The sequence below is a fragment of the Halomonas aestuarii genome (genome assembly GCF_001886615.1).
GTDB classification, from domain to species: Bacteria; Pseudomonadota; Gammaproteobacteria; order Pseudomonadales; family Halomonadaceae; genus Halomonas; species Halomonas aestuarii.
Window position 1 is genome coordinate 3,077,561 of sequence record NZ_CP018139.1, and the last position, 26,246, is coordinate 3,103,806.

Sequence of the window (26,246 nt, forward strand, 5' to 3'; positions counted from 1 at the left end):
TGAATTCCCCCGACGCATCCCGTTCCTCCCTCGGCCTCACCCTGTGGCGCCAGACCTGGCCCATGGCCATCGGCGTGCTGGCCCTGCTCGGCTTCCAGCTGGTCGACAGTGCCTTCATCGCCCGCCTGGGCACTGCGCCGCTGGCCGCCCAGTCCTTCACCTTCCCCCTGTCCTTCCTGGTCATCGGCATCCAGGTGGGCATGGGGATCGCCATCGCAGCCCTGATATCGCGCACCCTGGGGGCGAGGGAGACGGCGCGCGCGAGACGGCTGGGCAGCCTGGTGCTGCTGGTCGGGACCGCCACTATCGCGCTGCTGGTGTTGCTGCTGTGGGCCATCCAGACCCCGGTATTCGGCCTGCTGGGGGCCGACGGGGCGACCCGGACGTTGATCCGCCACTACTGGGGGCCCCAGCTGCTGGCGGCCTGGCTCGGGGCGGTGCTCTATTTCGGCTACAGCCTGTTCCGGGCCCACGGCGACACCTGGCTGCCGGGCAAGATGATGGTGATCACGAGCCTTCTGAACCTGGTGCTCGACCCGCTGCTGATCTTCGGCCTCGGTCCCTGGGAGGGGCTGGGCCTGCCGGGCGCCGCCTGGGCGACCTCGATCGCCTTCGCCACCGGCCTGCTGCTGGTGGGCCGGCGCCTGAGCGGCATGGACTGGCTGGCGGTCGAGGGGCTGGCCGGGGAGTTGAAGCGTTCCCTCGTGCCCTTCGCCGGCATCGCCGGTCCGGCCATGATCAGCCAGCTGATGCCGCCCCTGGCGGCCATGCTGGCCATCTCGGTGGTGGCCTCCCTGGGCGAGGCCCAGGTGGCGGCCTGGGGGCTTGCCAGTCGCCTGGAGACCCTGTCGTTGATGGTGGTGCTGGCCATGACGATGTCGCTGCCGCCCTGGCTGGGGCGCTGCTACGGGGCAGGGGACTGGGAGCAGATCCACCGGCTGATGCGGCTGGCGCTCAGGGTGGTGGTGGTCTGGCAGCTCTCGCTGGGGGTGCTGATGGCCCTGGCGTCGCCGTGGCTGGCCCTCGTGCTCTCAGGCAACCCCGAGGTCCGCGACGACCTGGCGACCCTGATCCGCTTCCTGCTGCCGAGCTACGCGGCGCTGGGCGTCTGCATGATCGTGGTGTCGGCCGGCAACGCCCTGGGCTGGCCGCTGCGTGCCATGCTGATGTCCGGCGCCCGGCTGTTCGTCTTCTATCTGCCGTGTCTCTGGGTGGGGGCCCGGCTGGGCGAGCTGACGGGCCTGGCCATGGGGGCGGCCATCGGCAACCTGCTGGCGGGCCTGGCGGCCTGGCAGGTGCTGCGTCGGATCCTGGCCAGCCCCCGCCGACAGCCGTCCAGCGCTTCCTAGAAATATCCTCTGGTATTGAAGGATATTTCGACAATAAGAAGTAAAATACCATCAAAAAACAATTTAAGAATGGTATATATCGGTAAATTTCAGATGATATTTCCATGAAAACCTCCCTATACTGCCGGCCTCGTTGATCCCACCACCCGGCAGAAGGGGAGTCCCATGAAGGTACTGATTCTCGGCAGCGGCGTCGTCGGCGTCACCAGCGCCTATTACCTGGCCCGCCAGGGCCATGAGGTCACGGTGGTGGATCGCCAGCCGTCACCGGCGATGGAAACCAGTTACGGCAATGCCGGCCAGGTCTCCTTCGGGTTCTCCTCTCCCTGGGCCGCGCCGGGCATTCCCCGAAAGGCCGTGAAGTGGATGTTCCAGGAGCACGCCCCCCTCAAGATCCAGCCCAAGATGGATCCGACCATGGCGCGCTTCATGATGCAGATGCTCGGCAACTGCAACCCCGAGCGCTACATGGTCAACAAGGAGCGCATGGTGCGTGTGGCCGAGCACAGCCGGGCCTGCATCAATGCCCTGCGCGACGAGACCGGCATCCGCTACGAGGACCGTCAGCGTGGCCTGCTGCAGCTGTTCCGCCACGAGAGCCAGGTCGAGGCGGTGGCCAAGGACATGAGGGTCCTGGAACAGTGTGGGGTGCGCCACCGGCTGCTTAACGCCGACGAGATCGCCGGCGTCGAGCCGGCGCTCGGTCGCGTGCCGGGCAAGTTCGTGGGCGGGCTGCACCTGCCCGACGACCAGACGGGCGACTGCTACCTGTTCACGAACCGGCTGGCGGACTACTGCCGTGAGCGGCTGGGGGTCGAGTTCCGCTTCAACGTCGAGATCCAGCGTCTCAAGCGCAGTGCCGACAGGATCGAGAGCGTGGTGACGAGCGAGGGGGAGCTCACCGCCGACGCGTACGTGGTCTGCCTGGGCAGCTACTCGCCGTTCCTGGTGAAGGACATGGGGGTCAGGCTGCCGATCTACCCGGTCAAGGGGTACAGCCTGACCGTGCCGGTCACCGACGACGGCGGGGCCCCGCAGTCCACGGTGATGGACGAGACCTTCAAGGTGGCGATCTCGCGCTTCGATGACCGCATCCGCGTGGGGGGGACCGCCGAGCTGGCCTCCTACGACCTGAGCCTGCTGGAGAAGCGCCGGGCGACCATCGGCATGGTGGTGCGCGACGTCTTCCCCGAGGGGGGCGATGTGGGCAGGGCCGAGTTCTGGACCGGCCTGCGTCCCATGACGCCGGACTCCACGCCGATCATCGGGGCCACCCGGGTCGACAACCTGTGGCTCAACACCGGCCACGGTACCCTGGGCTGGACGATGAGCTGCGGCAGCGGCCAGCTGCTGGCCGACCTGATGAGCGGCAGGGATCCCGTGATCGATCCCCGCGGCCTGGATGTCTCTCGCTACGCGGCCTGAGACAGAGGCTCGTAATGACAACGCCCGGGCCGATGGCCCGGGCGTTGTCGGTTCCAGGGGAGGCCGGATCAGTTGACCGCGGCGATCGCCTTGGCCAGGTAGGGCAGGTTCTTGTGGGAGAAGCCGGCCACGTTGGCGCGGCCGGAGCGCACCATGTAGATGCCGAACTCGTCACGCAGGCGGTCGACCTGCTCCGGCGTCAGGCCGGTGTAGGAGAACATGCCGCGCTGCTCCGCCACGCAGGCGTACTTCTGGTCCAGGCCATAGGGCTTCAGGGCCTCGACGAAGTCACGACGCAGCGTGTTGATGCGATCGCGCATCTCGGTAAGCTCCTCGCGCCAGGTGGCGGCCAGCTCCGCGGAGTGCAGGATCTCGCTGACGATGGCGCCGCCGTGGGCCGGCGGGTTGGAGTAGTTCTCCCGGGCGACGATGGCGATCTGGGAGCGGACGTTCTCCATCTGCTCCTCGTTCTTCGCCACCAGGATCAGGCAGCCGGTGCGCTCGCAGTAGATGCCGAAGTTCTTGGAGCAGGAGCTGGTGATGATCACCTCGTCGAGGTTCTCGGCCAGCAGGCGCACCCCGTAGGCATCCTCGTCGAGGCCCTCGCCGAAGCCCTGGTAGGCGAAGTCGATCAGCGGCAGCAGCTGGCGCTCGCGGAGCACCTCCAGCACCTGCTGCCACTGGTCGCGGGACAGGTCGAAGCCGGTGGGGTTGTGGCAGCAGGCGTGCAGCAGCACCACGTCGCCTTCCGGAATCTGCTTGAGGGCCCCCAGCATGCCGTCGAAGTCCAGGCGGTTCTCGGCATCGACGTAGGGATACTTGTGCAGCGTCAGGCCGGCGGCCGGGAAGATGCCCAGGTGGTTCGGCCAGGTCGGGTCGGAGACCCAGATGTCCTTGCCGGGCAGCTCCTTGGCGATGAAGTCCGCCGCCAGGCGCAGGGCACCGGTGCCGCCGGGTGACTGGGTGGCACTGGCGCGCCTGGCCTCCAGCACCGGCGAGCCCTCGCCCAGCACCATGGGCAGCACCACCTCGCCGTACGCCGGCGCGCCATGGGAGCCGATGTAGGTCTTGGTGGTCTCGTTCTTGAGCAGCAGGGCCTCGGCTTCCTTGACGGCGCGCATCACCGGGGTATTGCCCTGGTCGTCCTTGTAGACGCCCACGCCGAGATCGACCTTCTGAGGGTTGGTGTCCTTCTTGAAGGCCTCGATCAGACCGAGGATGGCGTCCCCGGGAACCCGCTCAATTTTCTCGAACATTTATGTCGCTACCTCGTCAGTTCTGGCGGCAAGAATGAAATCGTTCCTGTGCAGGCCCTTCATCTCGTGCGACCACCAGGTCACGGTGACCTTGCCCCACTCGGTCAGCAGGGCTGGATGATGACCGGCCCCCTCGGCGATCTCGCCGACGCGATTGGTGAAGTCGAGGGCCTGCCCGAAGTCGCGGAACGTGAAGGTCCGCTCTAGCTTCATGATGCCATCGCGCTCGACGATCCGCCACTCGGGGATCTCCGTCCGGTACCGCTCGATCTCGGTCTCTGTCACGTGGGGAGCGTCCCAGCGGCAGGCCTCGCAGGGCTGTTCGGAAAGCTGGCTCATGGTGCCTCCTGGTCGTCGGGAAGGTCGCCCGCGTCGCGGGCTCGCGGTATCGGCCGGTGGCCTATGCACGGCGCAGACACGGGGCGGGAGACGGCGAGAACTCACCCCTGACAGGGCGCGATGCGCCCTGTCAGGGGGTGTCCTGCCCAGAAAGGTCGTGCAGGGTGGTCGGGTCGTCAAGCCCCTCGTCGAGTGGCCGGGAGATGACGTGTCGCGGTCAGGCGGCCAGGCGCTCGGCGACCCGCTCGCGCACCTCGCCATAGGCGTACCCCTCCAGGGCGGCGAAGCCCGGTAGCCGGCGTGCCTTCAGGGGCGTGAAGAGCGGCGTGGTGATCCCGCACAGGAAACGCGTCACCAGGTCCGGCGTGGCGGGGTGGCCCTCGCCGGCCTCGGCGAGGCGTTGCAGGAGGGGGGCGCACAGGGCGTCGATATCCTGGGTCGACAGGGGGGCGGTCGGCGGGGAGGGCGGCAGGTGGGCCACCTGGCCACGACAGGCCGAGCAGTGTCCGCAGCGCTCGGGGGCACGGGCATCACCGAACCAGTCGGCCAGTCGCCGGCTGAGGCAGTCGTCGCTCTCGAAGAGCGCGAGCATGGCCTGCAGGCGCTCGATCTCGGCGCGCTCCTTGTCGCGGAAGTAGCTAAAGAGGTCATCGGTCAGCGCCGCGGGGTCGGGGTCGGGTGCGAGCACCTCGTAGACCTCGGTCATCTGCTTGCTCTCCAGGGTCATCCAGCCCTTCTCGACGAAGTACTCCAGGGCGGTGATGACGCGCGTGCGTCGGGTGTCGAGGCCGCGCTCTGCGCCCAGGGCGTCCAGGGCGGCGAAGTCCAGCGTGTACCAGGTGCGGGCACGGCTCGAGGCCTCGAGCACCGCCTGGACGAAGGCGCGGCGCTCGCCCTCGAAGCGTCCCACCAGCGTCTCGGGGTCGTCCGCCAGCCGGAACCGGTAGTCGGCGAAGTAGCTGTAGCGAGGCGCGATGATGCCGCGAAGCTCGAGCTGCACGAGCAGGGTCTTGAGCGGCAGGGGGCGGATGTTGCTGTGCCGGGACAGGGTGTTGAGCATCAGCTCCCACTCGCGCCCGGCGGCACGCAGCTCGTCGACCACCCGGCGGATGCCGTGCCGCTCCGGCGTATCGCCGTAGACGAAGTTCTCCAGCACCTCGAGATGGTCGCGGCCTGCCAGCATCAGGCAGCGTGAGGGCAGGCCGTCCCGGCCGGCACGCCCGATCTCCTGGCTGTAGTTCTCGATGGACTTCGGCAGGTCGAAGTGCACCACGTTGCGGATATCGGCCTTGTCGATGCCCATGCCGAAGGCGATGGTGGCCACGATGCAGGGGGTGCGGCCCGCCATGAAGTCTCGCTGGATCGCGTCGCGTCGTTCGCCGTCCAGCCCGGCGTGGTAGGCGACCGCCGGCAGGCCGGCGGTCGCCAGGTAGGCAGCCAGGCGCTCGGCCGTCTGCTGCAGGGTGACGTAGACGATGGTGGACTCCGGCGGGCCCTGCTCGAACCGCGGCCGCAGCCACTCGACCAGTCGGCGCGGGCGATCGGCGGCCCGTACCGGCGATACTGCCAGGTCGAGGTTGGCGCGATAGAAGCCGGTGCCGGTGACATCCTCACGAGCGATGTCGAAGCGGCTGCGCATGTCCTCGATGACCCTCGGCGTGGCCGTGGCGGTGAGCAGCAGGACCTGCGGAATGGCGAACTCTCGACGGTAGGCGGGCAGCTTGAGGTAGTCCGGCCGGAAGTTGTGCCCCCACTCGGAGAGGCAGTGGGCCTCGTCGACCACCATCAGCGAGATTGGCACGCGGCGGATGAAGGCGCGGAATCGCTCGTTCTTGAGGCGCTCCACGGAGACCATCAGGATGCGGATGTCGCCTCGCTTGACGCCTTCCATCACCGCGGACGCCTCCTCGCGGCTCTGTCCGGAATCGAGGCTGGCGGCGGCGATGCCGCGGCGTGCCAGGAAGGCCAGCTGATCCTGCATCAGGGCCAGCAGCGGGGAGATCACCAGGGTCAGGTGGGGCAGGTGCAGGGCCGGCAGCTGGTAGCAGAGCGACTTGCCGGAGCCGGTGGGGAAGATGGCCGCCGCCGAGCGGCCGCCCACGATGGCCTCGATGACCGGGCGCTGGCCCGGCCGGAAGTCGTCATAGCCGAAGACCTGTTTTAGCGTCTGCTGGATCATGGGGCACTCCCTGCCGCGTCGTCGGGGATTCACTGAGGATTCGTCCAGTATAACGCCCTCGGGCGCCTCGCGTCCGCCGACGGACGCTCCGGTCGACGATGCCACTATACTTCGGGTATCCCCGTCACACTGGCCGGGGCCGGGAGGGAGCATGGCCATGACCGAGCATGATCTCGAGATCCAGACGTCCGGTGTCGCCCTGGAGGGCAACCTGCTGATGCCCGAGGCCCCGGCGGGCATCGTGGTGTTCGCCCACGGCAGCGGCAGCAGCCGCTTCAGCCTCCGCAACCGCCGGGTGGCACGCCACCTGGCCGAACAGGGCCTGGCGACCCTGCTGTTCGACCTGTTGACGGCGGAAGAGAGCCTGATCGACGAGCGCACCCGGGCGCTGCGCTTCGACATCCCGCTGATCGGGTCGCGGATGAGCGGCGCGGTGGCCTGGGTCGCCGAGGCGCCCCAGACCCGGGGGCTCGGGATCGGCCTGTTCGGGGCCAGCACCGGGGCCGCGGCGGCCCTCATCGCGGCGGCCGAGCAACCGGCGCGGGTGCAGGCCGTGGTGTCGAGAGGCGGGCGACCCGACCTCGCCGGGGAGGCCCTGGCGCGGGTGAGGGCGCCGACCCTGCTGCTGGTCGGGGGCGATGACACCCAGGTCATCCAGCTCAACGAGCAGGCCATGGCGCGCATGTGCTGTCCTCGCGAGCTGCTCATCGTGCCCGGCGCCACCCACCTCTTCGAGGAGCCCGGCACCCTGGAACGGGTCGAGGCCCATGCCGCGCGGTGGTTTCTCGATCGCCTCGGACCCGCCGGCTAGTCGCTGGCCATCACCCGGTTGCGTCCGCCGTGCTTGGCGGCATAGAGGCTGTCGTCGGCCCGCTGGATGAGGATGTCGCGGGCATCCCCGATGCGATGTTCGGTGATGCCGATGCTGACGGTGACATGGCCAGGCCCGAAGCCGAAATCATGGGCTGAGATGCTCTGGCAGAGGCGTTCCGCCAGCTGCCGGCAGTGCCTCTCGGGCGTCAACGGCAGCAGCATCGCGAACTCCTCGCCGCCGAGCCGGGCCACGAGGTCCTCCTCGCGCAGGCTCTGCTGGCAAAGGCCGGCCAGGTCACGGAGCACCTGATCCCCCTGCAGGTGGCCCCAGGTGTCGTTGATGGCCTTGAAATGGTCGAGGTCGAGCATCATCAGCGACAGCGGCAGACCGTGTCGGTTGCTCAGCGAGATTTCCTCGTCGAGGCGCTTCATCAGCATTCGACGATTGGCCAGCCCGGTCAGGTCGTCGGTGTCCGAGAGCCGGCGCAGGCGCTCCTCCTCGGCCATCTGCTCACTGATGTCGATCATCAGGCCGACCCAGAGGGTGCCGCCGTCGACCCGGCGAGGCTGGGCGCGCAGGGCGATCCAGCACGTCTCGTCATCGGCCAGGCGCAGCCGGAAGGTGGTGGCGAGGGGGGTGGCCGAACGCGCCGAACGCTCGATGGCGGCCATCAGCCGCGGGTAGTCCGGCTCGGCCAGGCGCTCGAGGGCCGGCAGGGCATCGCGCGCCAGGTCGTGCCGATCGATGCCGGTCAGCCGAGTGCCGCTCCCGGCCAGGTAGGGAAAGTGCATGTGGCCGTCCGGTGCGCGATGCAACTGGAAGATCACGCCAGGCAACTGCTCGGTCAGATCGAGGATCCACCGTGATTGCGGCATTTCCCCGCCCGCCAGGACATCGTTGGAGGGCATGCGGGTGTCCTTGGTATCCCTGCTGCGTACAGGTCGTGTCATTTTCGTTATGGGTGTTGCCCGCGGGGTGGTGTCGGTCGCTCGACGCCGCCCGGCGGGCACAGTATGCAGCGTCGGCAGGGGCCTGCCTACCCACCCCGGGGCCGGCGATGGCCGGCGGGGGAGGCGATGCTACCCGGGGGCGGTGCCCGCTAGCGGTGGAGGGTGGGAAGGCGCTCGCGGTTCGCCATCGGCCGGGGGTCAGCGCGGTGCATCGTAGCGACCGGCACGCCCCTTGGAGAAGACCACCTGCCAGAGCTGGAGGTGGCGGGCGCGGAAGGCCCCGGCGCAGACGGAGAGGTAGTAGCGAAACATCCGGCGGGTTCGCTCGTTGTAGCGCGGGGCGAGCTCGTGCCAGTGGGCGTCGACGTTCGCCAGCCAGGCCATCAGCGTCCTGTCGTAGTCCGGGCCGAAGTTCTGCCAGTCCTCCATCAGCAGATGATCCTCGCTGGCGCGCGCGATGTGCATTGCCGAGGGCAGCACGCCGTTGGGGAAGATGTAGCGATGGATCCAGGGGTCCGCCGAGATCTCGGAGCGGTTGGCCCCGATGGTGTGCAGCATGAAGAGGCCATCCTCGGGCAGCAGGCGCTTCACCGTCTCGAAATAGGTGCCATAGTTGCGGTGCCCCACGTGCTCGAACATGCCGATGGAGACGATGCGGTCGTAGAGGCCGTCGAGATCACGGTAGTCCTGAAGCAGTATCTCCACCGGCAGGCCGGCGCAGCGCTCCCGGGCGAGTGCCGCCTGCTCCCTGGAAATGGTGATGCCGGTGACCTCGACGCCATGGTGGCGTGCCGCATGTTCGGCGAAGCTGCCCCAGCCGCAGCCGATGTCGAGGACCTTCATGCCCGGCTTCAGGTCCAGCTTGCGACAGGCCAGCTCGAGCTTGGCCCGTTGGGCACCGGCGAGGTCATCGGCCTCCTTCCAGTAGCCGCAGGAGTAGCACATGGTGTCATCGAGCATGCGCTCGAAGAGGTCGTTGCCCAGGTCGTAGTGGACCTCGCCAACCATGTAGGCCCGGGTCTTGCTCTGGAGGTTGAGGAAGCCCGCCTGGAGACGGTACATGAGCCGCTCCGACGGTGTGTGGGCATGTTGCCCCAGGCCATGCAGCAGCATGTGTGTGGCCATCTGGTCGATGCGTTCACACTCCCACCAGCCTTCCATGTAGGACTCGCCCAGCCCCAGGGAGCCCTGGCGCAGGATTCGCGAGAAGAAGTCGGGGTGCAGCACGCGGATATCCTGCGGCGCGTCACCGTTGAGCGTGACGCCTGAACCCGAGAGCAGTCGTTCGACGACCCGTCTCGCCCGGGTATCGGGCAGGGCGATCGGGCCGATACGGGGGTCACTGGTCATGAGTCCTCCTGGTCTCGTGTTGGCAGTCAGGCTGACGAGCGCTCTGCGCGCTCACGCCGCAGTGTCACTGTTGCATGACAGCATAGACCAGCTCACGTGACTCATGTCTTTTCAAGGCGTTCATGCCGTCCGGAGAGATGCCATCCATGATCGGTGTCAATCCCTCATGCGTCGTGCTCATGGGGCCGGAGGGCTCGGTGTTGCCCTACGGGGCGGTCTGCCTGCGGGCAGCCGATGATCGAGCGCGGCGGCGTGGTGGCACTTCGGGGCGGATGGCGTCCCTCCACGCCGCTACGTCATGTGTTCGGCAGGCAATGGCGATTCCCTGCAGCACGATCGACCATCAGCCTGCCAAAACACGACAAAATCCGTCACAATGAACGCCAGATGCCGATGCCTCGCGGTGTCGGAAGAACGTCCGTGACCCTGGTGTGATATGACGACGAACGCACAACCCCGTACCCAGTGGCTCGGCCGCTGGGGCTTCATCCTGGCGGCGACAGGCTCAGCCGTGGGCCTGGGCAACATCTGGAAATTTCCCTACATCACCGGGGAGTTCGGCGGCGGGGCCTTCGTGCTGGTCTACCTCGCATGCATCCTGGCCGTGGGGGTGCCGGTGATGATGACCGAGATCGCCCTGGGTCGTCGTGGCCGAGGCAGCCCCGTCGATGCCCTGCGCCGCGTGACCGCCGAATCGGGCCGTGGCGGGGCCTGGCCACTGCTCGGCTGGATGGCCATGCTGTGCGGCTTTCTGATCCTGTCCTTCTATGTGGTGGTGGCGGGCTGGTCCTTCTCCTACCTCTGGAAGATGCTCTCCGGGGGACTCGACGGTTCCAGCGTCGATGAGATGGCGGCGATCTTCGATGCCAACAACCAGAGCCCCCTGAACCTCGGGTTCTGGAGCACCCTGGTCACGGTGGCCACCATGGTGATCGTCGGCAAGGGCGTCCAGGCCGGCATCGAGAGGAGCGTCAGCTGGATGATGCCCGGCATGGTGCTGATGCTGCTGGTGCTGATCGGTTTCGGGATCTTCTCCGGCGGGTTCATGGAGGCGGTCCGCTTCCTGTTCTCCTTCGATGCCGGTCGCCTCTCCAGCGAGGGCATGCTGGCCGCGCTGGGCCACGCCTTCTTCACTCTGTCGCTGGCCTCCGGGGCCATCCTCACCTATGGGAGCTACCTGCCGGCGAAGACCTCCATCGCCCGTACGACCCTCTCCGTGGCACTGGCCGACACCGTGGTGGCACTGATGGCGGGGCTGGCGATCTTCCCGGTGATCTTCGCCAACGGCATGAGCCCGAGCAGCGGGCCGGGGCTCATCTTCATGAGCCTGCCGCTGGCCTTCCAGGCCATCCCCCTGGGGACCCTGTTCGGCGTCCTGTTCTTCGTGATGCTCTCCATGGCCGCGCTGACCTCGTCGATCTCCATGGTCGAGGCCACGGTCTCGTGGCTTTGCGACAACAAGGGCCTCTCGCGGCGTCGCGCCTCCTGGGGTACCGGCCTCGTGCTGTGGCTGGTCAGTACCCTGGCGATGCTCTCCTTCAACGTGGGCGCCGACTGGACCCTGGCCGGCAGGCACCTCTTCGGCTGGCTCGACTACCTGACCTCGCGCTGGATGATGCCGCTGGGCGGGCTGGGCATGGTGATGCTGGCCGGCTTCGTGCTGAAGCACGAGACCTTCCGGGAGGAGCTCGGCCTGTCGCCGGTGTGGCATGCGCTCTGGCTGTTCATGGTCCGCTACGTCAGCCCGCTGGGGATCCTGATGGTCTTCGTCGATGCCCTGGGCATCACCCGCGTGGAGTTCGGCCGGCACTGGCCCTGGCTGCTGGCGATCCTCGTGGCCGCCACCCTGGTCGGCGAGCTGGCCAGTCCACGGTTGCGGCGGATGCTCTGTCCCTGAGGGGAAGGCTTCCCGGAGCACCTGCGTCGCCCCCGTACCCCGGGGGCGACGCCATGTCGGGCCTTCGGGTGTCGCCCGTGTCGAGGGGAGGGTGGTAGCCGCGGCGACCCGTAATTACTATAATGCATAAGTTGCCGCAAAGTTCTGGAGATATTGGAATATGAAAACCGCTACCGCCCGCTGGGGTGATCGGCCCGAGGCCTCGCTGCGGCTGCCGGCGGTCTCGGCCTTTCCCCCGGGCTGCGTCAGCCTGGTCGGTGCCGGCCCGGGAGACCCCGAGCTGCTCACCCTCAAGGCACTGCGGCGCCTCCAGGCCGCCGAGGTGATACTCCACGACCGGCTGGTGAGCGACGAGATCCTGGCCCTGGCCGGGCCCGAGGCCAGTCGCTTCTATGTCGGCAAGGAGCGCTCGCGGCACAGCGTGCCCCAGGACGGCATCAACCAGGCCCTGGTCGACTGGGCCAGGGCGGGGCGGCGCGTGGTGCGGCTCAAGGGCGGCGACCCCTTCATCTTCGGTCGTGGCGGCGAGGAGCTCGAAACGCTGGTTGAGGCGGGCATCATGGTGGAGGTGGTGCCCGGCATCACCGCGGCCTCGGGCTGTGCGGCCTATGCCGGCATTCCGCTGACCCATCGCGATCATGCCCAGTCGGTGCGCTTCGTCACCGGCCACCTGCGCAACGGCAGCAGCGACCTGGACTGGCCGACGCTGGCCGGTGCCGGCCAGACCCTGGTGTTCTACATGGGCCTGGGCAGCCTGTCGCTGATCGGCGAGCAGCTGCAGCAGCATGGGCTGGCCCCCGAGACGCCCGTGGCGCTGATCGAGCAGGGCACCACGGCGCGCCAGCGGGTGCACGTCGGGACCCTCGCGAGGTTGCCGCCGACAGGCGAAGTGGTTACTATCCGACCGCCGACCCTGATCATCGTCGGCAGTGTCGTAAGATTGCATGACCGGCTGGCCTGGTTCGACCAGGAACTGGCCATCAGCTCGGGTTGGCTTCAGGGCAAGCACCCTACGCCCTCCGCCCCCGACCATGGCGCCTGATCGCTGGACCCGCGAGTCGGCGCAACACGGTAAGTCATGAGGTGACCGCATGGGGATTCGCTCCCGACATGTTCTGGCCTGCTGCCTGACCGGGCTGCTGCTGTCCGGCTGTGCCGGCGACGGACAGGCCCACGAGAAGACGGCAAAGACCCAGCAGGGCATCGCGTCCTACTACAGCGACCGCTTCCAGGGCCGCACCACGGCCAGTGGCGAGCCCTTCGACCAGCAGGCCCTCACGGCTGCCCATCCCACCCTGCCGTTCGGCACCAGGGTAGTGGTGACCCGGGAGGACAACGGTCGCGAGGTCGAGGTCCTGATCAATGACCGCGGTCCCTACGCCAAGGGGCGCATCATCGACCTGTCCAAGCGTGCCGCCAAGGAACTCGGCATGCTCAAGCGTGGCACCGTGCCGGTGGAGATCTCCTACGTCCGTTGAGCCGACCGCCGGCTGCCTCTCAGCGGCGCTCCTGTCGTGCGAACTCGCGCCGCCAGCGCGTCAGCAACGCCTCCCGTTTCAGGTCGTCCAGGGTCGCCAGCAGGCCGGGGCCCAGGCCGATCGGTCGCAGGGCATCGCCCCTTAGCCGTCGCAGCGACCCCGCCGTGCCCGGCCCCCGGAGCGCCGGGTGGATCGCGCCCAGGGTGGTGTCCCGCGCCAGCACCGTCTGTCCCCTCTCGCCGATCAGGTAGGTCAGGAAGCGTCGGGCCGCCTCGGGATGGGGCGCCAGGCGTGGCACCAGAGCCAGGCGCTGGGTGACCAGCGCATAGTCCTCCGGGACCACGATCTTGAGCTGCGGCTGGTCGGCCAGACGGTCCCGGGCATAGCTGCCCAGCAGGTTGTACCCCACCAGATAGCGCTCCTCGATCAATCCTTCCAGCATCTCCCCGGTGGTGCCCGCCAGGTCGGCCTCGGCGCCGCCCAGCGCCGCCACCAGCTCCCAGTAGCGCGGCGAGAGCCGCGACTCCTCGATGGCATAGGTGTAGCCCGCGCCACTGGTGGCCGGGTCATAGGTCACCACGCGGCCTCGCAGTGCCTCGCCGTGGCGCTCCAGCAGCCCCAGCAGGTCGGCGTGGCTTCTGACCTCGCCGAAGCGCTCGATGACCGTCTCGTTCACCACCATCACGATGGGCTCGAAGGTGAACGCGAAGAGCTCGCGGCGCCAGCGGGCCCAGGCCGGCCAGCGCTCTGCCTCCGGGGTCTCCAGCGTCTGGGCATGGCCGTCGTTGGCCAGGCGATACTGCCAGGGCATGGCCGAGGAGATCAGCACGTCGGCCTCCCCGGGCGCCTCGAGGAAGCGTTCGTGCAGGGCCAGGGTCGTCAGGTTGTGGTAGCGGATCGCGAGGTCGGGATGGTCGCGGTGAAAGGCGTCCAGCAGCGGGCGCACCTGGGGCAGGTCCAGGGCGCCATGGATCACCAGCGCCGCGTCCGGCCCGGCGCCGGGCGAGGCGGGGTAGCGCAGGGTCTCGTCGGCGAGGGCGGCGGGGCCCGCCAGCACGAGCAGCAGCAGGCCGCGCCGAAGGCAGCGGGAGAGGGCGGTCATGGGGCGTCTCCTGGAGGGTTCATCGGGGGGCCTCCGGTAAAGGACAGCGCAACGCGAAGCCCGCGGCCGTCGGGCCCCTCGGAGAGCGTGAGGCGTGCCCCGTGGGCGCGGGCGATGCCGTCGACGATGGCCAGGCCCAGGCCGGACCCCTCGAGGTCCTCGCGGTCGCGGTGGAAGGGGCGCAGCATCAGCCGCCGCCGCTCCGCGGGAATCCCCGGGCCGTCGTCCTCGACGGTGAGGCTCGGCGGTGCCTCGCCGACCCTCACCGTGACGTGGCTCGCCCCGTATCGGCAGGCATTGTCGATCAGGTTGCCGATCGCCTCGGCCAGCTGCCAGTCGAGGCCCCGGACCTCGACGTCCTCCGCGGCGGTTTCCACGCCCAGGTCGACTCCCGCACGGCGGCAGGCCGACCAGTGCTCGCGTACCGCCTCCCGGGCGATGGCGTTGAGCGCCAGCGGTTCGAGCGCGGGCCGGTATTCCGGGTTGGCCAGGCGGGTCAGCGACAGCAGCTGCATCGCCAGTCGGGCGGTGCGGGTGCTGGTGGCCTGCATGGCGACCAGGGCCTCCCGCCAGCGGGCCGGGTCGTCCTGGCGCAGGGCGAGCTCGGCCCGGGCCGACAGCCCCGCCAGCGGCGTGCGCAGCTGGTGCGAGGCGTCGCCGATGAAGCGTTCCTGGTTAGTGCGCACCCGGCGCATCCTGGCGAGCAGCTCGTTGACGGTGTCGCGCAGCTCGGCGAGCTCGCGGGGCAGGCGCAGCTCCAGGGGCGCGAGGGTGCGGGGGTCGCGGCGGCGGATCGCGCGGCGCAGTCGGGTCAGCGGGGCCAGGGCCGCACGGATCGCCAGCAGCAGCGCCACGATCGCCAGCGCCGCCATGGCCAGGATCATCGCCAGGTTGGCCCGCCACAGCTCGGCGGCCAGGGCATCGCGCCCTTCGCGACTGTGGGCGACGCGCACCTCGAAGGGTTCCCGGAGCTGCCAGTCCTCCAGTCGCGTGCGTCGCACTCCCTGGCGCAGCGACAGGCCCTGCCAGTCGATGTCGCGGTAGAGCAGGGTGTCGTCGTCCGACGCCTTCTCGCGCGCATCGCCCGGCAGCTCGGCATTGCCGGTGATCAGGCGGCCACGGCTGTCGACCAGGCTGTAGAAGACCCGCTCCTCGGCATCGGTGGCCAGCATGTCGAGGGCGGCCGGGGGCAGGTCGAGCCACAGGCGATCGTCCTGCCACTGGACCTGCTCGGCGATGGCCAGGGAGGCGGCCTCGAGCAGCCGGTCGAAGGCGCGGTCCGAGGTGCGCCGCGCCTCGATCCAGGCCTGCAGCAGGATCAGGCTGCCGAGTATCAGCAGGGGCAGCAGCAGCCAGGCCAGCAGGCGACGATAGAGGCTGTCGCCGCGCTTCACACGGCCTCCAGCAGGTAGCCGAGGCCGCGCACCGTGCGCAGGGCCGGGCCGGTACTGCCGAGCCGCTTGCGCAGCCGGTGGACATAGACCTCGATGGCGTTGTCCCCCATGGCGGCTCCCTGGAACGCCTCCTCGGCGAGGCGGGCCTTGTCCACTGGCTCGCCGGCATGCTGCATCAGGCAGGCGAGCAGGCGCTGCTCTCTCGGGGGGAGGGCGAGCGGCTCCCCCTCGAGCGTGAAGCGCTGGTGCCGGGTGTCCAGCACCAGGGATCCGACCGTCAGCTCCGTCGTCGGGGTGCGGCGCCGAAGCAGGGCGCGCACCCGGGCCTCGAGCTCGTCGAGGGCGAAGGGCTTGGCCAGGTAGTCGTCGGCGCCCAGGTCAAGCCCGCGCACCCGGTCCTCCACGGCGCCGCGGGCGGTGAGGATCAGCACGGGCGTGTCGCGATCGTGGCGACGCAGTGCCTGCAGCACCTCGAGTCCGCCGCAGCCCGGCAGGTTGAGGTCGAGCAGCACCATCGCGACGCCGTGCCCCGGGTCCGAGAGCCGCGCGCGTGCCGTCTCGCCGTCGTCGAGGTGGCGGACCTCGTGGCCCTCCAGGCGCAGGGCGTCGGCCAGGGTCTCGGCCAGCAGGGCATCGTCCTCCACCAGCAGCAGCGTCATGGGCTCGTCTCCCTGGCGTCACCTCCCGGACCGGCCGCCAGCGAGGCCAGGGCATCCACCAGGGCCGCCCTGGCCCGTCTCCTGTCCAGGCGTCCGGCGGGTCCCGACAGGGCCAGCCACATCGGTGGCTCGAGGGCGTCACCGGGCAGCGCCTCGCATACCATGGTCCCGCCGGGCAGCGCCGGCCGGGGGTCGCGGGCATCCGTCACCGCCCAGCGGTCGCCCGGCTGCAGGTCATGGCGCAGCGAGGCCTCCGGCAGCGTGACCAGGCGACACTCCGCCACCCCGTCCTCCACCTCGAACAGGGTGGCGGTCTCGCCGCACTCGGCCGCGAGGCGTGCCAGCAGGGGCTGGATCCGGGTCGCCAGGTGCCGGCCGGGGAGATGCCGGCGGGCCAGGCGCACGGGGGCGTGGCCGAGATGCCAGCGGCCGTGCTCGTCGCGCTGGACGTAGTCGAAGCGGGCCAGCGACCCCAGCAGGCGCAGCAGGGTGCTCTTGTAGTAGCCGGTGACCTGGGCCAGCTCGGCCAGGGTGAAGTGCTCCTGCGGGGAGTCGAAGGCCTCCAGCACCGTCAGTGCGCGCTCCACGGCCTCGACGCGGTCCTGTGCCATCGCGGATCCAGCCTCCGTTCGGTCTGTCGTCCAGGGGGCTTCGCGCCCCCATGCCATCGTCATGCGACGGCGTTGAACTTTGGTCGCAATCGGGCGCCCGGGCGTTGACGACCCCCGACGCCGCGCCTAACTTTCCATCCTGAGGAACGGCATTCTGCCTTACAGAATTGTAAGGAAGGATGACAGGTTCCGCAAGCGAACAATCACACAGGCCTCACAGACGCCTGATCTCAGGAGGAACGCCCGCCATGATTCTCAAGCGACCCATCCAGCTGGTAGCCATCACCGTGCTCGCCACCACCGCCGCATCCGCCTTCGCCTTCGAGCCCGAGGGCAAGGTGGAGTGCCTGGCACCCGCCGATCCGGGCGGCGGCTGGGACTTCACCTGCCGTAGCGTAGGCCAGGTCCTTCAGGACCTCGAGCTGGTGCCCGGCAACGTCCAGACCATCAACATGGCCGGTGCCGGTGGTGGCGTGGCCTATGCGCACACCGTCAGCAAGCGGGCCGGCGACGACCAGCTGCTGGTGGCGGCCTCCACGGCCACCACCACGCGCCTGGCCCAGGGGCAGTTCCCGGGCATGGACGCCGGGATGGTCAACTGGATCGGCGCCCTGGGCGCGGACTATGGCGTCATCGCCGTGTCCGACGACTCCGAGATCGATGATCTCCCCGAGATGATGGAGGCCCTCAAGGAGGACCCGCGCAGCATCAAGTTCGCCGGCGGCAGTGCCAAGGGCGGTTGGGACCATCTCAAGGTGCTGATCGCCGCCCAGGCGGCGGGCGTCGAGAACCTGCCGCGCATCGCCTACCTCTCCTACAACAACGGCGGCGAGGCCATGACCCAGGTGGTGGGGGGGCACGTCGATGCCTTCACCGGCGACATCTCCGAGGCCCAGGGCTTCATGGAATCTGGTGACCTGCGCGTGCTGGCCGTGCTCTCCGAGGAGCGCCTGCCGGGGAAGTTCAACGACATCCCCACCGCGATGGAGCAGGGCATCGATGCCATCGGCCCCAACTGGCGCGGCTTCTACATGCCCGCCGACATCTCCGATGACGCCAAGCAGTACTGGGTGGATGCCATGGACACCATCTACGCGAGCCAGGAGTGGCAGGACGTCATGACCAACAATGGCCTGATGCCCTTCCACATGAGCGCCGGCGAGTTCGAGACCTTCGTCACCGACCAGATCGATGACATCGAACAGCTTTCCAGGGACATCGGGCTGATCCAGTAATGACCTTCAACGACCGCATCTTCGGAGTGCTGATGATCGTCCTGGCCGTCGCGTACGGCTGGGGCGCCACGCAACTCCCCGAACCCTTCGGCGGCAGTGAGGCCGTCGGTCCCGAGACCTTCCCGCTGCTGCTCTCCGTGGTGCTGGCCCTCTCCAGCCTCTACCTGATCGTCAGGCCCGACCCCGACAACGCCTGGCCCTGGAGCCGGACCGGCATCGAGCTGGTCATCGCCGTGGTGGTGCTGGTGCTCTACGCCATGCTGCTTCAGCCGCTCGGCTTCATCATCAGCACCGCCCTGGCCGTCGGCACCCTGTGCTGGCGCATGGGCGCGCGACCGCCGCGCGCCTACCTCGTCGGGGCGGTCTCCGGCCTGGTGGTGTACCTGGTGTTCAACTTCGCCCTGGACCTCGCGCTGCCGCTGGGCCTGCTCTCGTTCCTGGAGGTGAGCTGATGGAGACCCTCGGCTATCTGATCGACGGCTTCGGCGTCGCCCTGGCGCCGCACAACCTGATGTTCGCCCTCATGGGCGCCTTCCTGGGCACCCTGATCGGTGCGCTGCCGGGCCTGGGGCCGGCCAACGGGGTGGCGATCCTGATCCCGCTGGCGTTCACCCTGGGGCTCGCCCCCGAGACCGCCCTGATCATGCTCACCGCGGTCTATGCCGGCGCCATGTACGGCGGGCGCATCTCGTCGATCCTGCTCAACATTCCCGGCGACGAACCCGCCATGATGACCTGCCTCGATGGCTACCCCATGGCCCAGCAGGGCAAGGCGGCGGAGGCCCTGGCGATCTCCGCGGTGGCCTCGTTCATCGGCAGCCTGGTGGCCACCATCGGCCTGATCCTGCTGGCGCCGCTGCTGGCCGACTTCGCCCTGACCTTCGGCCCTGCGGAGTATTTCGCGCTCTTCCTGCTGGCCTTCGCCACCCTCGGCGGGATCACCGGCAAGAACCCGATGAAGACGGTGGTGGCCGCGGCCATCGGCCTGATGATCGCCACCGTGGGCATCGACAACACCGGCGTGCAGCGCTTCACCTTCGGCGTGCTGGAGCTCTACGAGGGGGTGGACTTCATCATCGCCATCGTCGGGCTCTTCGCCATCTCGGAGCTCTTGTTCTTCATCGAGGAGCGCGCCGGCGGCGGCAAGGAGAAGATGGTCGTCAACAAGCTCAAGCTCTCCTGGGCCGATATTCGCGCCATCCTGCCCTCGAGCCTGCGCGGCGGAGTGCTGGGCTTCATTGCCGGGGTCCTGCCCGGGGCCGGCGCGTCGCTGGGCAGCTTCATCGGCTACACCCTCGAGAAGAAGGTCGTGGGCAAGAAGGGCTACTTCGGCCAGGGCGACCCGCGCGGGGTGGCCGGGCCCGAGGCCGGCAACAACGGCGCGTCCAGCGGTGCGCTGGTGCCCATGCTGACCCTCGGCGTGCCGGGCAGCGGGACCACCGCCGTGCTGCTGGCACTGCTGATCTCGCTCAACATCACGCCTGGGCCGCTGATGTTCACCCAGCACGCCGACGTCGTCTGGGGAGTGATCGCGGCGCTGCTGATCGGTAACTTCCTGCTGCTGGTGCTCAACATTCCGCTGGTCGGCATCTTCGTGAAGCTGCTCTCGGTACCACCGATGTACCTGTTGCCGGTCGTCACCATGATCGCCTTCGTGGGGATCTACTCGATCAGCAACACCACCTTCGACCTCTACTTCATGGTGGCCTTCGGCGTGGGGGGATATGTGCTGCGCAAGCTGGAGATCCCGCTGGTGCCGGTCATCCTCGGCCTGCTGCTGGGGCCGGAGATGGAGAAGAACCTGCGCCATGCCATGGACATCTCCGACGGCGACTGGACCATCCTGTGGGACAGCGGGCTGGCCATCGGCCTGTGGGTGTTCGCCGGCCTGGGCCTGATCCTGCCCTACCTCATCGGTCCGATCCTGCGTCGTCGAATGACGGTGGCGACCGGCACGGGCAACCCGGAAGGCGACTAGCCCTCCCGTGTCCTCCCGGCCCCGCGGGGGCGTCGGCCTGGCCGGCGCCCCCGTCTTCTGTCTGGCCGTCTCGCCCCATTGCGGTGCGTTGCACCATGGGGCCGGTCGATCATGGCGCGCCGCGACGGGGCGCCTGCACCAGAAGATGGCCTGGGGGCGGCATCGCCCCCCGTTTCGCCCGCGCCCAACCGACTGATTGATTGTCGAAAAAACGGCATCTCGGCGACATGGCACATCCCTTGCGCGTTCATGCCAGAGGCATTCTCGCGATGTCCTCCTGCGCTGGACTCATCATCAACAAGAACATCGATCGCAAGGAGATCCCATGATCCCGTCATCCACTTACCGTTCCCCCCGCTGGCTGGCCGCGTCCCTCCTGAGCCTGGGGGTGGCCGCTCCCGCCATGGCCCAGGAGGATCCGATCAAGGTCGGCATCCTGCACTCCCTCTCCGGCACCATGGCCATCAGCGAGACGGTGCTCAAGGACACCGTCGAGATGCTCATCGAGCAGCAGAACGCGAATGGCGGCCTGCTCGGTCGCCAGCTGGAAGCCGTCGTGGTGGACCCGGCCTCCGACTGGCCGCTGTTCGCCGAGAAGGCCCGCGAGCTGCTGGCCCAGGAGGAGGTCGACGTGATCTTCGGCAACTGGACCTCGGTATCGCGCAAGTCCGTGCTGCCGGTGGTCGAGGAGCTCAATGGCCTGCTCTTCTATCCGGTGCAGTACGAGGGCGAGGAGTCCTCCGAGAACGTCTTCTACACCGGGGCGGCGCCCAACCAGCAGGCGATCCCCGCCGTCAACTACCTGATGAACGAGGTGGGCGTCGAGCGCTGGGTGCTGGCCGGGACCGACTATGTCTACCCGCGCACCACCAACAAGATCCTCGAGGCCTACCTCAAGGGTCACGGCGTGGGCGATGCGGACATCATGATCAACTACACGCCCTTCGGTCATTCCGACTGGCAGAACATCGTCTCCGAGATCAAGGCGTTCGGCAGCGAGGGCAAGAAGACCGCGGTGGTCTCCACCATCAACGGCGACGCCAACGTGCCCTTCTATCGGGAACTGGGCAACCAGGGCATCGACGCCGCCGACATCCCGGTGGTGGCCTTCTCGGTGGGCGAGCAGGAGCTCACGGGCATCGACACCGCGCCGCTGGTCGGGCACCTCGCCGCCTGGAACTACTTCATGAGCGTCGACACCGATACCAACTATGACTTCATCGACGCCTGGATCGAGTACACCGGCGACGACATGGCGGTGACCAACGACCCCATGGAAGCCCACTACATCGGTTTCAACATGTGGGCCGAGGCGGTGCGCAAGGCCGGTACCACCGAGGTCGACGAGGTCAAGGACGCCATCATCGGCGTCAGCGTCCCCAACCTCACCGGTGGCTATGCCGCGATGATGCCCAACCACCACATCACCAAGCCGGTGCTGATCGGCGAGATCCAGGACAACGGCCAGTTCTCCATCGTCTGGGAGACCCCCTCCACCGTGGCCGGCGATGCCTGGTCCGACTACCTGGAAGGTTCCAAGGACCTGATCAGCGACTGGCGCGCACCCCTGTCCTGCGGCAACTACAACGTCGTGAAGGGCAGCTGCGGTGGCGGCGAGGCCCAGTAAGAGGTCGTCCTACCATCACCAGGGCTTCCTCGCGGAATCCCGCTGACAGACCCACCGGGCCCACGTCGGCCCGGTGGTATCGGCACGCCACTCGACGATCATTCACAGGACACGTCCATGAAGATCCCCCCATGTCTCAGGCGGCTGCTGGCCCTTTGCCTGCTGGCCTGCCTGCCGCTGACCGCCCAGGCCCAGGAGGACGACGGCCAGTCCCTGCTCGCGTCCCTCGATGCGGCCTCCTACGCCCAGATGGGCGGGGCCATCGAGGCCATCGTCGACAGCGGCGACCCGCGCAGCCGCGACTGGCTGGAGGCCCTGCTCGGCGGCAAGCTGCAGCGCCACAAGGAGAGCGGGCGCTTCGTCGTGGTGCTCGAGAACCGGGGCCGCAACTGGCCGGTGGTCGATGCCCTGACCGGAGAGGACCTCGGCGAGATGTCGCGCCGCGAGCTCGACCGCATCGGCATCAACAATTCACTGCGCGGCCAGTTGCAGAGTGTCCTGGCCGTGCTCGACCTGCGGGTGGATGACGTGGGGGCCCGCCGCGAGGCGGCCCGCGACCTGCTGGGGCAGGTCGACGAGGCCATGGTGGCGCCCCTGCAGGACCTGCTCGAGGCCGAAGGGGATGCCGAGGTCGCCCGCCTGCTCGCCCAGGGGCTGGCGATCCATCGCCTCGAGCAGGGCCAGGTGGCGGCGGTCGATGTCCTGGCCGGCAGCCTCAACGGCGAGGTCCGCTCGGCCCTGAGCTCGGCGGCGCGAAGCGACGATCCCGCGCTCGCCGAGGCTGCCGAGGCCGCGCTCGCCGGCATCGACCAGAAGCTCAGGCTCAACCGCGGCCTGGAGACCCTCTACTTCGGCCTGTCGCTGGGCTCGGTGCTGGTGCTGGCGGCCATTGGCCTGGCCATCACCTTCGGCGTGATGGGGGTCATCAACATGGCCCACGGCGAGCTGATGATGCTAGGCGCCTATACCACCTGGGCGATGCAGCAGCTGCTGCCCGGCCAGCCCGGCCTGGCGCTGCTGCTGGCGATTCCCGCCGGATTCCTGGTGGCGGCGCTGGCCGGCATCGCCATCGAGCGCGGGGTCATCCAGTTCCTCAAGGGCCGACCGCTGGAGACCCTGCTGGCCACCTTCGGCGTCAGCCTGATCCTCCAGCAGCTGGTGCGCACCGTCATCTCGCCGCTCAACCGCACCGTGGTCACCCCGGAGTGGATGAGCGGCTCGCTGATGATCAACGAGGGCCTGTCGCTGACCTTGAACCGCCTCTACGTGCTGGGCTTCGCGATGCTGGTCTTCGCCGGCCTGATGCTGGTGATGCGGCGCACCCGGCTGGGCCTGGAGGTGCGGGCGGTGACCCAGAACCGTGCCATGGCCCGCGCCATGGGCATCCGGGCGACCCGGGTGGACATCATGACCTTCGCCCTGGGGTCGGGGGTGGCGGGGCTCGCCGGCGTGGCGCTCTCCCAGTTGACCAACGTCGGGCCCAACCTCGGCCAGAACTACATCATCGACTCCTTCATGGTGGTGGTGTTCGGCGGGGTGGGGAACCTCTGGGGCACCCTGGTGGCCGGGCTGTCGCTGGGCGTGATCAACCAGGTCCTCGAGCCCTGGGCCGGTGCCGTGCTGGCCAAGATCCTGGTGCTCGTCTTCATCATCCTGTTCATCCAGAAGCGCCCCCGCGGACTCTTTCCGCAGAAGGGCCGGGCGGCGGAGGGCTGATTTGCCATGTGGCTCACAAGACCGTTCCGTGAACGTGCGACGCAGCTCTTCCTGGGCGTCCTGCTCGCCGCCCTGGCCGCGGTGACGCTGCTCAACCTGGCCCTGCCGGCGGAGCATCCTCTGCATGTCTCGACCTACACCGTGACGCTGCTCGGCAAGTACCTGAGCTATGCGCTGCTGGCCGTGGCCGTGGACCTGGTGTGGGGCTACCTGGGGATCCTGAGCCTGGGGCACGGGGCCTTTTTCGCCCTGGGTGGCTACGCCATGGGCATGTACCTGATGCGCCAGATCGGCGATCGCGGGGTCTATGGCGACCCGCTGCTGCCGGACTTCATGGTGTTCCTCGACTGGGACGCACTGCCCTGGTACTGGCTGGGCTTCGACATGCCCTGGTTCGCCTTCCTGATGGTGCTGCTGGCGCCGGGGCTGCTGGCCCTGGTGTTCGGCTTCCTGGCCTTCCGGTCGCGGGTCACCGGGGTCTACCTGTCGATCATCACCCAGGCCCTGACCTTCGCCCTGATGCTGGCCTTCTTCCGCAACGAGATGGGCTTCGGCGGCAACAACGGCCTGACGGACTTCAAGGAACTGCTGGGCTTCGACCTGCGCAGCGACGCCACCCGGCTGGGCCTGTTCCTGGCCACCGGGGTGGCCCTGGCCGTGGGCTACGTGCTGTGCCGGGCCATCGTCGTCAGCAAGCTCGGCCGGGTCTGCGTGGCCACCCGGGATGCCGAGGCGCGCACCCGCTTTCTCGGCTACCGGGTCGAGCGCTTCCAGCTGTTCGTCTTCGTGGTCTCGGCCATGCTGGCCGGCGTCGCCGGGGCGCTCTACGTGCCCCAGGTGGGCATCATCAACCCCAGCGAGTTCTCGCCGATCTTCTCCATCGAGATCGTGCTCTGGGTGGCGCTGGGCGGGCGAGCGACCCTCTACGGCGCGGTCATCGGCGCGATACTCGTCAACTATGCCAAGACGGTGTTCACCGGGGTGATGCCGGATGCCTGGCTGTTCGCCCTGGGCGGCATGTTCGTGCTGGTCACGGTGCTGCTGCCTCGAGGCATCGCCGGCCTGCTGGCCTACCGCCTGCGTCGCCGTGCCCCGTCATCCCCCGAATCCCCTGCGCCCAGGGAGGTGTCCGCATGAGTTTCCTGAATTCCCTGGCCGACCGTGACCGGGTCTTCGACTTCCTGGTGCCGGCGGCCTCGCCGGTGGACGTCCGCCACGGCCCGATCCTCTACCTGGAGGGCGTCAGCGTCAGCTTCGACGGCTTCAAGGCGATCAACGACCTCAACCTGACCATCGACGACGGCGAGCTGCGCTGCATCATCGGCCCCAACGGGGCCGGCAAGACCACCATGATGGACATCATCACCGGCAAGACCCGCCCCGATTGCGGCTCGGTCTGGTTCGGCAGCCGTCACAACCTGCTGGCCAAGAGCGAGCCGGAGATCGCCAGCCTCGGCATCGGGCGCAAGTTCCAGAAGCCCACGGTGTTCGAGGCCCTGACGGTGTTCGAGAACCTCGAGCTCGCCATGGCGGCCGACAAGCGTATCCTGCCCACGCTCACCGCGCGCCTGACCGGCGAGATCCGCGATCGCATCGAGGAGGTGCTCGCGACCATCGGGCTCACCGAGCTTCGCCATCGCCCGGCGGGCATCCTCTCCCACGGCCAGAAGCAGTGGCTGGAGATCGGCATGCTGCTGATGCAGCGTCCCCGCCTGCTGCTGGTCGACGAGCCGGTGGCCGGCATGACCGAGCAGGAGATGGAGCGCACCGCGGAGCTGCTCACGGGCCTCGCCGGCAAGGGCAAGCAGTCCGTGGTGGTGGTCGAGCACGACATGGGCTTCGTGCGCTCCATCGCCCGCACGGTGACGGTGCTGCACCAGGGCAGCGTGCTGGCCGAGGGCAGCATGGACCGGGTCTCCCGCGACCCGAAGGTCGTCGAGGTCTACCTCGGCGCCGACCCCGACGAGGAGGCCGCCTGATGCTGACCGTCGCGTCGCTCAACCAGTACTACGGCGAGAGCCACACCCTCTGGGACCTGGACCTCGAGGTGCCCACCGGCCAGTGCACCTGCGTGATGGGGCGCAACGGGGTGGGCAAGACCACCCTGATGAAGGCGATCATGGGCGAGGTGGCGGTGGCCTCCGGCAGCATCCTCTATGACGACGAGGTCGAGCTGACCCGCCGGCGCGTGGAGGAGCGCTCCCGGCTGGGCATCGGCTATGTGCCCCAGGGGCGCCAGATCTTCCCGCTGCTTACCGTGGAGGAGAACCTGCGTACCGGCCTGGCCGCCCGCCAGGACGGCCTGACCCGGATTCCCTCGCGGGTCTATGAGCTCTTCCCCGTGCTCGAGGAGATGAAGCATCGCCGCGGCGGCGACCTCTCGGGGGGACAGCAGCAGCAGTTGGCCATCGGGCGGGCCCTGGTGCTCGAGCCGAGGCTGCTGATCCTCGACGAGCCGGGGGAGGGCATCCAGCCCAACATCGTGGCCCAGATCGGCGAGGTGATTCGCCGGCTGATCCGCGAGGATGGCCTCAGCGTGCTGCTGGTGGAACAGAAGCTGCCCTTCGCCCGCAAGTATGCCGATCGCTTCGTGATCATGGATCGAGGCCGCCCCAGGGCCCGCGGCGAGATCGGCGAGCTCTCCGATGCCCTGATCCGCGAGCACCTGACGGTCTAGCTGGACCCTGCCGCCATGGCTGGGCCATGGCTCGGGCATGCACCAGAAGGGACCGCCTGCCCGCCGGGATTCCCTGTCACGGTGCGTTTATGCTCCTGTCCTGCACCTTCCCGGTGCTTCGGCGCGCCGGGCCTCTGCCGTCCAGAGTGATTCAACCTTCTGAAAATAATGAATTAAATCCGCAATTCACCGTTCTGGTACACCCCTTGC

At 68.5% G+C, this 26,246-nt stretch carries 23 protein-coding genes; 14 read left to right on the forward strand and 9 right to left on the reverse strand.

Annotated elements, in window-relative coordinates:
• Positions 1-62: 62 nt before the first annotated feature.
• Positions 63-1,349: an MATE family efflux transporter gene (locus tag BOX17_RS14315; RefSeq protein ID WP_071946913.1), complete on the forward strand. Its 1,287-nt coding sequence runs from the start codon at positions 63-65 to the stop codon at positions 1,347-1,349.
• 165 nt (positions 1,350-1,514) lie between these two features.
• Entirely contained in the window at positions 1,515-2,774 is a 1,260-nt protein-coding gene (locus BOX17_RS14320; RefSeq protein WP_071945663.1) for a D-amino acid dehydrogenase, read from the forward strand.
• A 68-nt stretch (positions 2,775-2,842) separates the two neighbouring features.
• Here BOX17_RS14320 and BOX17_RS14325 read toward each other — a convergent pair whose 3' ends face one another.
• The 3 genes from BOX17_RS14325 to BOX17_RS14335 form a co-directional block, all read right to left on the reverse strand.
• The gene (locus BOX17_RS14325) at positions 2,843-4,030 is read right to left on the reverse strand and encodes an amino acid aminotransferase (RefSeq protein ID WP_071945665.1); all 1,188 of its coding nucleotides are present in this window, start codon (positions 4,028-4,030) and stop codon (positions 2,843-2,845) included.
• Positions 4,031-4,369, reverse strand: a complete 339-nt coding sequence (locus BOX17_RS14330) for a 4a-hydroxytetrahydrobiopterin dehydratase (RefSeq protein WP_071945667.1) — start codon at positions 4,367-4,369, stop codon at positions 4,031-4,033.
• Between the two features lie 217 nt (positions 4,370-4,586).
• Entirely contained in the window at positions 4,587-6,548 is a 1,962-nt protein-coding gene (locus BOX17_RS14335) for a RecQ family ATP-dependent DNA helicase (RefSeq protein WP_071945669.1), read from the reverse strand.
• A gap of 157 nt (positions 6,549-6,705) precedes the next feature.
• On the opposite strand from BOX17_RS14335, the gene BOX17_RS14340 reads away from it, so the two are divergent.
• Complete coding sequence (locus BOX17_RS14340) at positions 6,706-7,359, forward strand: dienelactone hydrolase family protein (RefSeq protein ID WP_086830833.1); 654 nt, start codon at positions 6,706-6,708, stop codon at positions 7,357-7,359.
• Here BOX17_RS14340 and BOX17_RS14345 read toward each other — a convergent pair.
• Both BOX17_RS14345 and cfa read right to left on the reverse strand, forming a co-directional pair.
• Positions 7,356-8,270 (reverse strand): GGDEF domain-containing protein, encoded by a 915-nt coding sequence (locus BOX17_RS14345; protein WP_071945673.1) that lies wholly within the window; start codon positions 8,268-8,270, stop codon positions 7,356-7,358. The genes BOX17_RS14340 and BOX17_RS14345 overlap by 4 nt on opposite strands.
• Before the next feature lie 240 nt (positions 8,271-8,510).
• Complete coding sequence (gene cfa / locus BOX17_RS14350) at positions 8,511-9,662, reverse strand: cyclopropane fatty acyl phospholipid synthase (RefSeq protein ID WP_071945675.1); 1,152 nt, start codon at positions 9,660-9,662, stop codon at positions 8,511-8,513.
• A gap of 436 nt (positions 9,663-10,098) precedes the next feature.
• On the opposite strand from cfa, the gene BOX17_RS14355 reads away from it, so the two are divergent.
• From BOX17_RS14355 to BOX17_RS14365, 3 genes are all read left to right on the forward strand, one after another.
• Positions 10,099-11,559, forward strand: coding sequence for a sodium-dependent transporter (locus BOX17_RS14355; RefSeq protein ID WP_071945677.1), 1,461 nt, complete (start codon positions 10,099-10,101; stop codon positions 11,557-11,559).
• A gap of 160 nt (positions 11,560-11,719) precedes the next feature.
• A complete protein-coding gene (gene cobA, locus BOX17_RS14360; protein ID WP_083582180.1) occupies positions 11,720-12,601 on the forward strand; it encodes a uroporphyrinogen-III C-methyltransferase in 882 nt (293 codons plus the stop codon).
• Positions 12,602-12,650: 49 nt separating this feature from the next.
• Positions 12,651-13,037 carry a septal ring lytic transglycosylase RlpA family protein gene (locus tag BOX17_RS14365; RefSeq protein ID WP_071945679.1) on the forward strand — a complete coding sequence of 129 codons (387 nt, stop codon included), beginning with the start codon at positions 12,651-12,653 and terminating at the stop codon, positions 13,035-13,037.
• 19 nt (positions 13,038-13,056) lie between these two features.
• Here the strand turns inward: BOX17_RS14365 and BOX17_RS14370 are convergent, their stop codons facing one another.
• Genes BOX17_RS14370 through BOX17_RS14385 form a run of 4 tightly spaced genes read right to left on the reverse strand, consistent with a single transcriptional unit; the run spans position 13,057 to position 16,803 of the window.
• Entirely contained in the window at positions 13,057-14,139 is a 1,083-nt protein-coding gene (locus tag BOX17_RS14370) for an ABC transporter substrate-binding protein (RefSeq protein ID WP_071945681.1), read from the reverse strand.
• The gene (locus BOX17_RS14375; protein WP_071945683.1) at positions 14,136-15,533 is read right to left on the reverse strand and encodes a sensor histidine kinase; all 1,398 of its coding nucleotides are present in this window, start codon (positions 15,531-15,533) and stop codon (positions 14,136-14,138) included. Before BOX17_RS14375 ends, BOX17_RS14370 begins: the two co-directional genes overlap by 4 nt.
• The gene (locus tag BOX17_RS14380) at positions 15,530-16,192 is read right to left on the reverse strand and encodes a response regulator transcription factor (RefSeq protein WP_071945685.1); all 663 of its coding nucleotides are present in this window, start codon (positions 16,190-16,192) and stop codon (positions 15,530-15,532) included. Before BOX17_RS14380 ends, BOX17_RS14375 begins: the two co-directional genes overlap by 4 nt.
• Complete coding sequence (locus BOX17_RS14385) at positions 16,189-16,803, reverse strand: helix-turn-helix domain-containing protein (protein ID WP_071945687.1); 615 nt, start codon at positions 16,801-16,803, stop codon at positions 16,189-16,191. Before BOX17_RS14385 ends, BOX17_RS14380 begins: the two co-directional genes overlap by 4 nt.
• Before the next feature lie 248 nt (positions 16,804-17,051).
• Here BOX17_RS14385 and BOX17_RS14390 point away from each other — a divergent pair, with 248 nt between their 5' ends.
• The 8 genes from BOX17_RS14390 (at position 17,052) to urtE (ending at position 26,036) form a co-directional block, all read left to right on the forward strand.
• Positions 17,052-18,038: a Bug family tripartite tricarboxylate transporter substrate binding protein gene (locus tag BOX17_RS14390; RefSeq protein WP_071945689.1), complete on the forward strand. Its 987-nt coding sequence runs from the start codon at positions 17,052-17,054 to the stop codon at positions 18,036-18,038.
• Positions 18,038-18,490 (forward strand): tripartite tricarboxylate transporter TctB family protein, encoded by a 453-nt coding sequence (locus BOX17_RS14395; RefSeq protein WP_071945691.1) that lies wholly within the window; start codon positions 18,038-18,040, stop codon positions 18,488-18,490. Before BOX17_RS14390 ends, BOX17_RS14395 begins: the two co-directional genes overlap by 1 nt.
• Positions 18,490-20,016, forward strand: coding sequence for a tripartite tricarboxylate transporter permease (locus tag BOX17_RS14400; protein WP_071945693.1), 1,527 nt, complete (start codon positions 18,490-18,492; stop codon positions 20,014-20,016). Before BOX17_RS14395 ends, BOX17_RS14400 begins: the two co-directional genes overlap by 1 nt.
• 325 nt (positions 20,017-20,341) lie before the next feature.
• Positions 20,342-21,643, forward strand: a complete 1,302-nt coding sequence (gene urtA, locus BOX17_RS14405; protein WP_071945695.1) for an urea ABC transporter substrate-binding protein — start codon at positions 20,342-20,344, stop codon at positions 21,641-21,643.
• A gap of 117 nt (positions 21,644-21,760) precedes the next feature.
• Positions 21,761-23,359 (forward strand): urea ABC transporter permease subunit UrtB, encoded by a 1,599-nt coding sequence (urtB, locus tag BOX17_RS14410; RefSeq protein ID WP_071945697.1) that lies wholly within the window; start codon positions 21,761-21,763, stop codon positions 23,357-23,359.
• Between the two features lie 6 nt (positions 23,360-23,365).
• Entirely contained in the window at positions 23,366-24,496 is a 1,131-nt protein-coding gene (gene urtC / locus BOX17_RS14415) for an urea ABC transporter permease subunit UrtC (RefSeq protein ID WP_071945699.1), read from the forward strand.
• Positions 24,493-25,338, forward strand: coding sequence for an urea ABC transporter ATP-binding protein UrtD (urtD, locus tag BOX17_RS14420; protein ID WP_071945701.1), 846 nt, complete (start codon positions 24,493-24,495; stop codon positions 25,336-25,338). The genes urtC and urtD overlap by 4 nt, the downstream gene beginning before the upstream one ends.
• The gene (urtE, locus tag BOX17_RS14425) at positions 25,338-26,036 is read left to right on the forward strand and encodes an urea ABC transporter ATP-binding subunit UrtE (RefSeq protein ID WP_071945703.1); all 699 of its coding nucleotides are present in this window, start codon (positions 25,338-25,340) and stop codon (positions 26,034-26,036) included. Before urtD ends, urtE begins: the two co-directional genes overlap by 1 nt.
• The last annotated feature ends 210 nt before the right edge of the window (positions 26,037-26,246 follow it).

Excerpts from the sequence above, each read along its gene's own strand:
- BOX17_RS14315 (WP_071946913.1), top strand. The coding sequence starts at position 63 with ATGGCCATCGGCGTGCTGGCCCTGCTCGGCTTCCAGCTGGTCGACAGT.
- BOX17_RS14320 (WP_071945663.1), top strand. The coding sequence starts at position 1,515 with ATGAAGGTACTGATTCTCGGCAGCGGCGTCGTCGGCGTCACCAGCGCC.
- BOX17_RS14325 (WP_071945665.1), bottom strand. The coding sequence starts at position 4,030 with ATGTTCGAGAAAATTGAGCGGGTTCCCGGGGACGCCATCCTCGGTCTG.
- BOX17_RS14330 (WP_071945667.1), bottom strand. The coding sequence starts at position 4,369 with ATGAGCCAGCTTTCCGAACAGCCCTGCGAGGCCTGCCGCTGGGACGCT.
- BOX17_RS14335 (WP_071945669.1), bottom strand. The coding sequence starts at position 6,548 with ATGATCCAGCAGACGCTAAAACAGGTCTTCGGCTATGACGACTTCCGG.
- BOX17_RS14340 (WP_086830833.1), top strand. The coding sequence starts at position 6,706 with ATGACCGAGCATGATCTCGAGATCCAGACGTCCGGTGTCGCCCTGGAG.
- BOX17_RS14345 (WP_071945673.1), bottom strand. The coding sequence starts at position 8,270 with ATGCCCTCCAACGATGTCCTGGCGGGCGGGGAAATGCCGCAATCACGG.
- cfa (WP_071945675.1), bottom strand. The coding sequence starts at position 9,662 with ATGACCAGTGACCCCCGTATCGGCCCGATCGCCCTGCCCGATACCCGG.
- BOX17_RS14355 (WP_071945677.1), top strand. The coding sequence starts at position 10,099 with ATGACGACGAACGCACAACCCCGTACCCAGTGGCTCGGCCGCTGGGGC.
- cobA (WP_083582180.1), top strand. The coding sequence starts at position 11,720 with ATGAAAACCGCTACCGCCCGCTGGGGTGATCGGCCCGAGGCCTCGCTG.
- BOX17_RS14365 (WP_071945679.1), top strand. The coding sequence starts at position 12,651 with ATGGGGATTCGCTCCCGACATGTTCTGGCCTGCTGCCTGACCGGGCTG.
- BOX17_RS14370 (WP_071945681.1), bottom strand. The coding sequence starts at position 14,139 with ATGACCGCCCTCTCCCGCTGCCTTCGGCGCGGCCTGCTGCTGCTCGTG.
- BOX17_RS14380 (WP_071945685.1), bottom strand. The coding sequence starts at position 16,192 with ATGACGCTGCTGCTGGTGGAGGACGATGCCCTGCTGGCCGAGACCCTG.
- BOX17_RS14385 (WP_071945687.1), bottom strand. The coding sequence starts at position 16,803 with ATGGCACAGGACCGCGTCGAGGCCGTGGAGCGCGCACTGACGGTGCTG.
- BOX17_RS14390 (WP_071945689.1), top strand. The coding sequence starts at position 17,052 with ATGATTCTCAAGCGACCCATCCAGCTGGTAGCCATCACCGTGCTCGCC.
- BOX17_RS14395 (WP_071945691.1), top strand. The coding sequence starts at position 18,038 with ATGACCTTCAACGACCGCATCTTCGGAGTGCTGATGATCGTCCTGGCC.
- BOX17_RS14400 (WP_071945693.1), top strand. The coding sequence starts at position 18,490 with ATGGAGACCCTCGGCTATCTGATCGACGGCTTCGGCGTCGCCCTGGCG.
- urtA (WP_071945695.1), top strand. The coding sequence starts at position 20,342 with ATGATCCCGTCATCCACTTACCGTTCCCCCCGCTGGCTGGCCGCGTCC.
- urtB (WP_071945697.1), top strand. The coding sequence starts at position 21,761 with ATGAAGATCCCCCCATGTCTCAGGCGGCTGCTGGCCCTTTGCCTGCTG.
- urtC (WP_071945699.1), top strand. The coding sequence starts at position 23,366 with ATGTGGCTCACAAGACCGTTCCGTGAACGTGCGACGCAGCTCTTCCTG.
- urtD (WP_071945701.1), top strand. The coding sequence starts at position 24,493 with ATGAGTTTCCTGAATTCCCTGGCCGACCGTGACCGGGTCTTCGACTTC.
- urtE (WP_071945703.1), top strand. The coding sequence starts at position 25,338 with ATGCTGACCGTCGCGTCGCTCAACCAGTACTACGGCGAGAGCCACACC.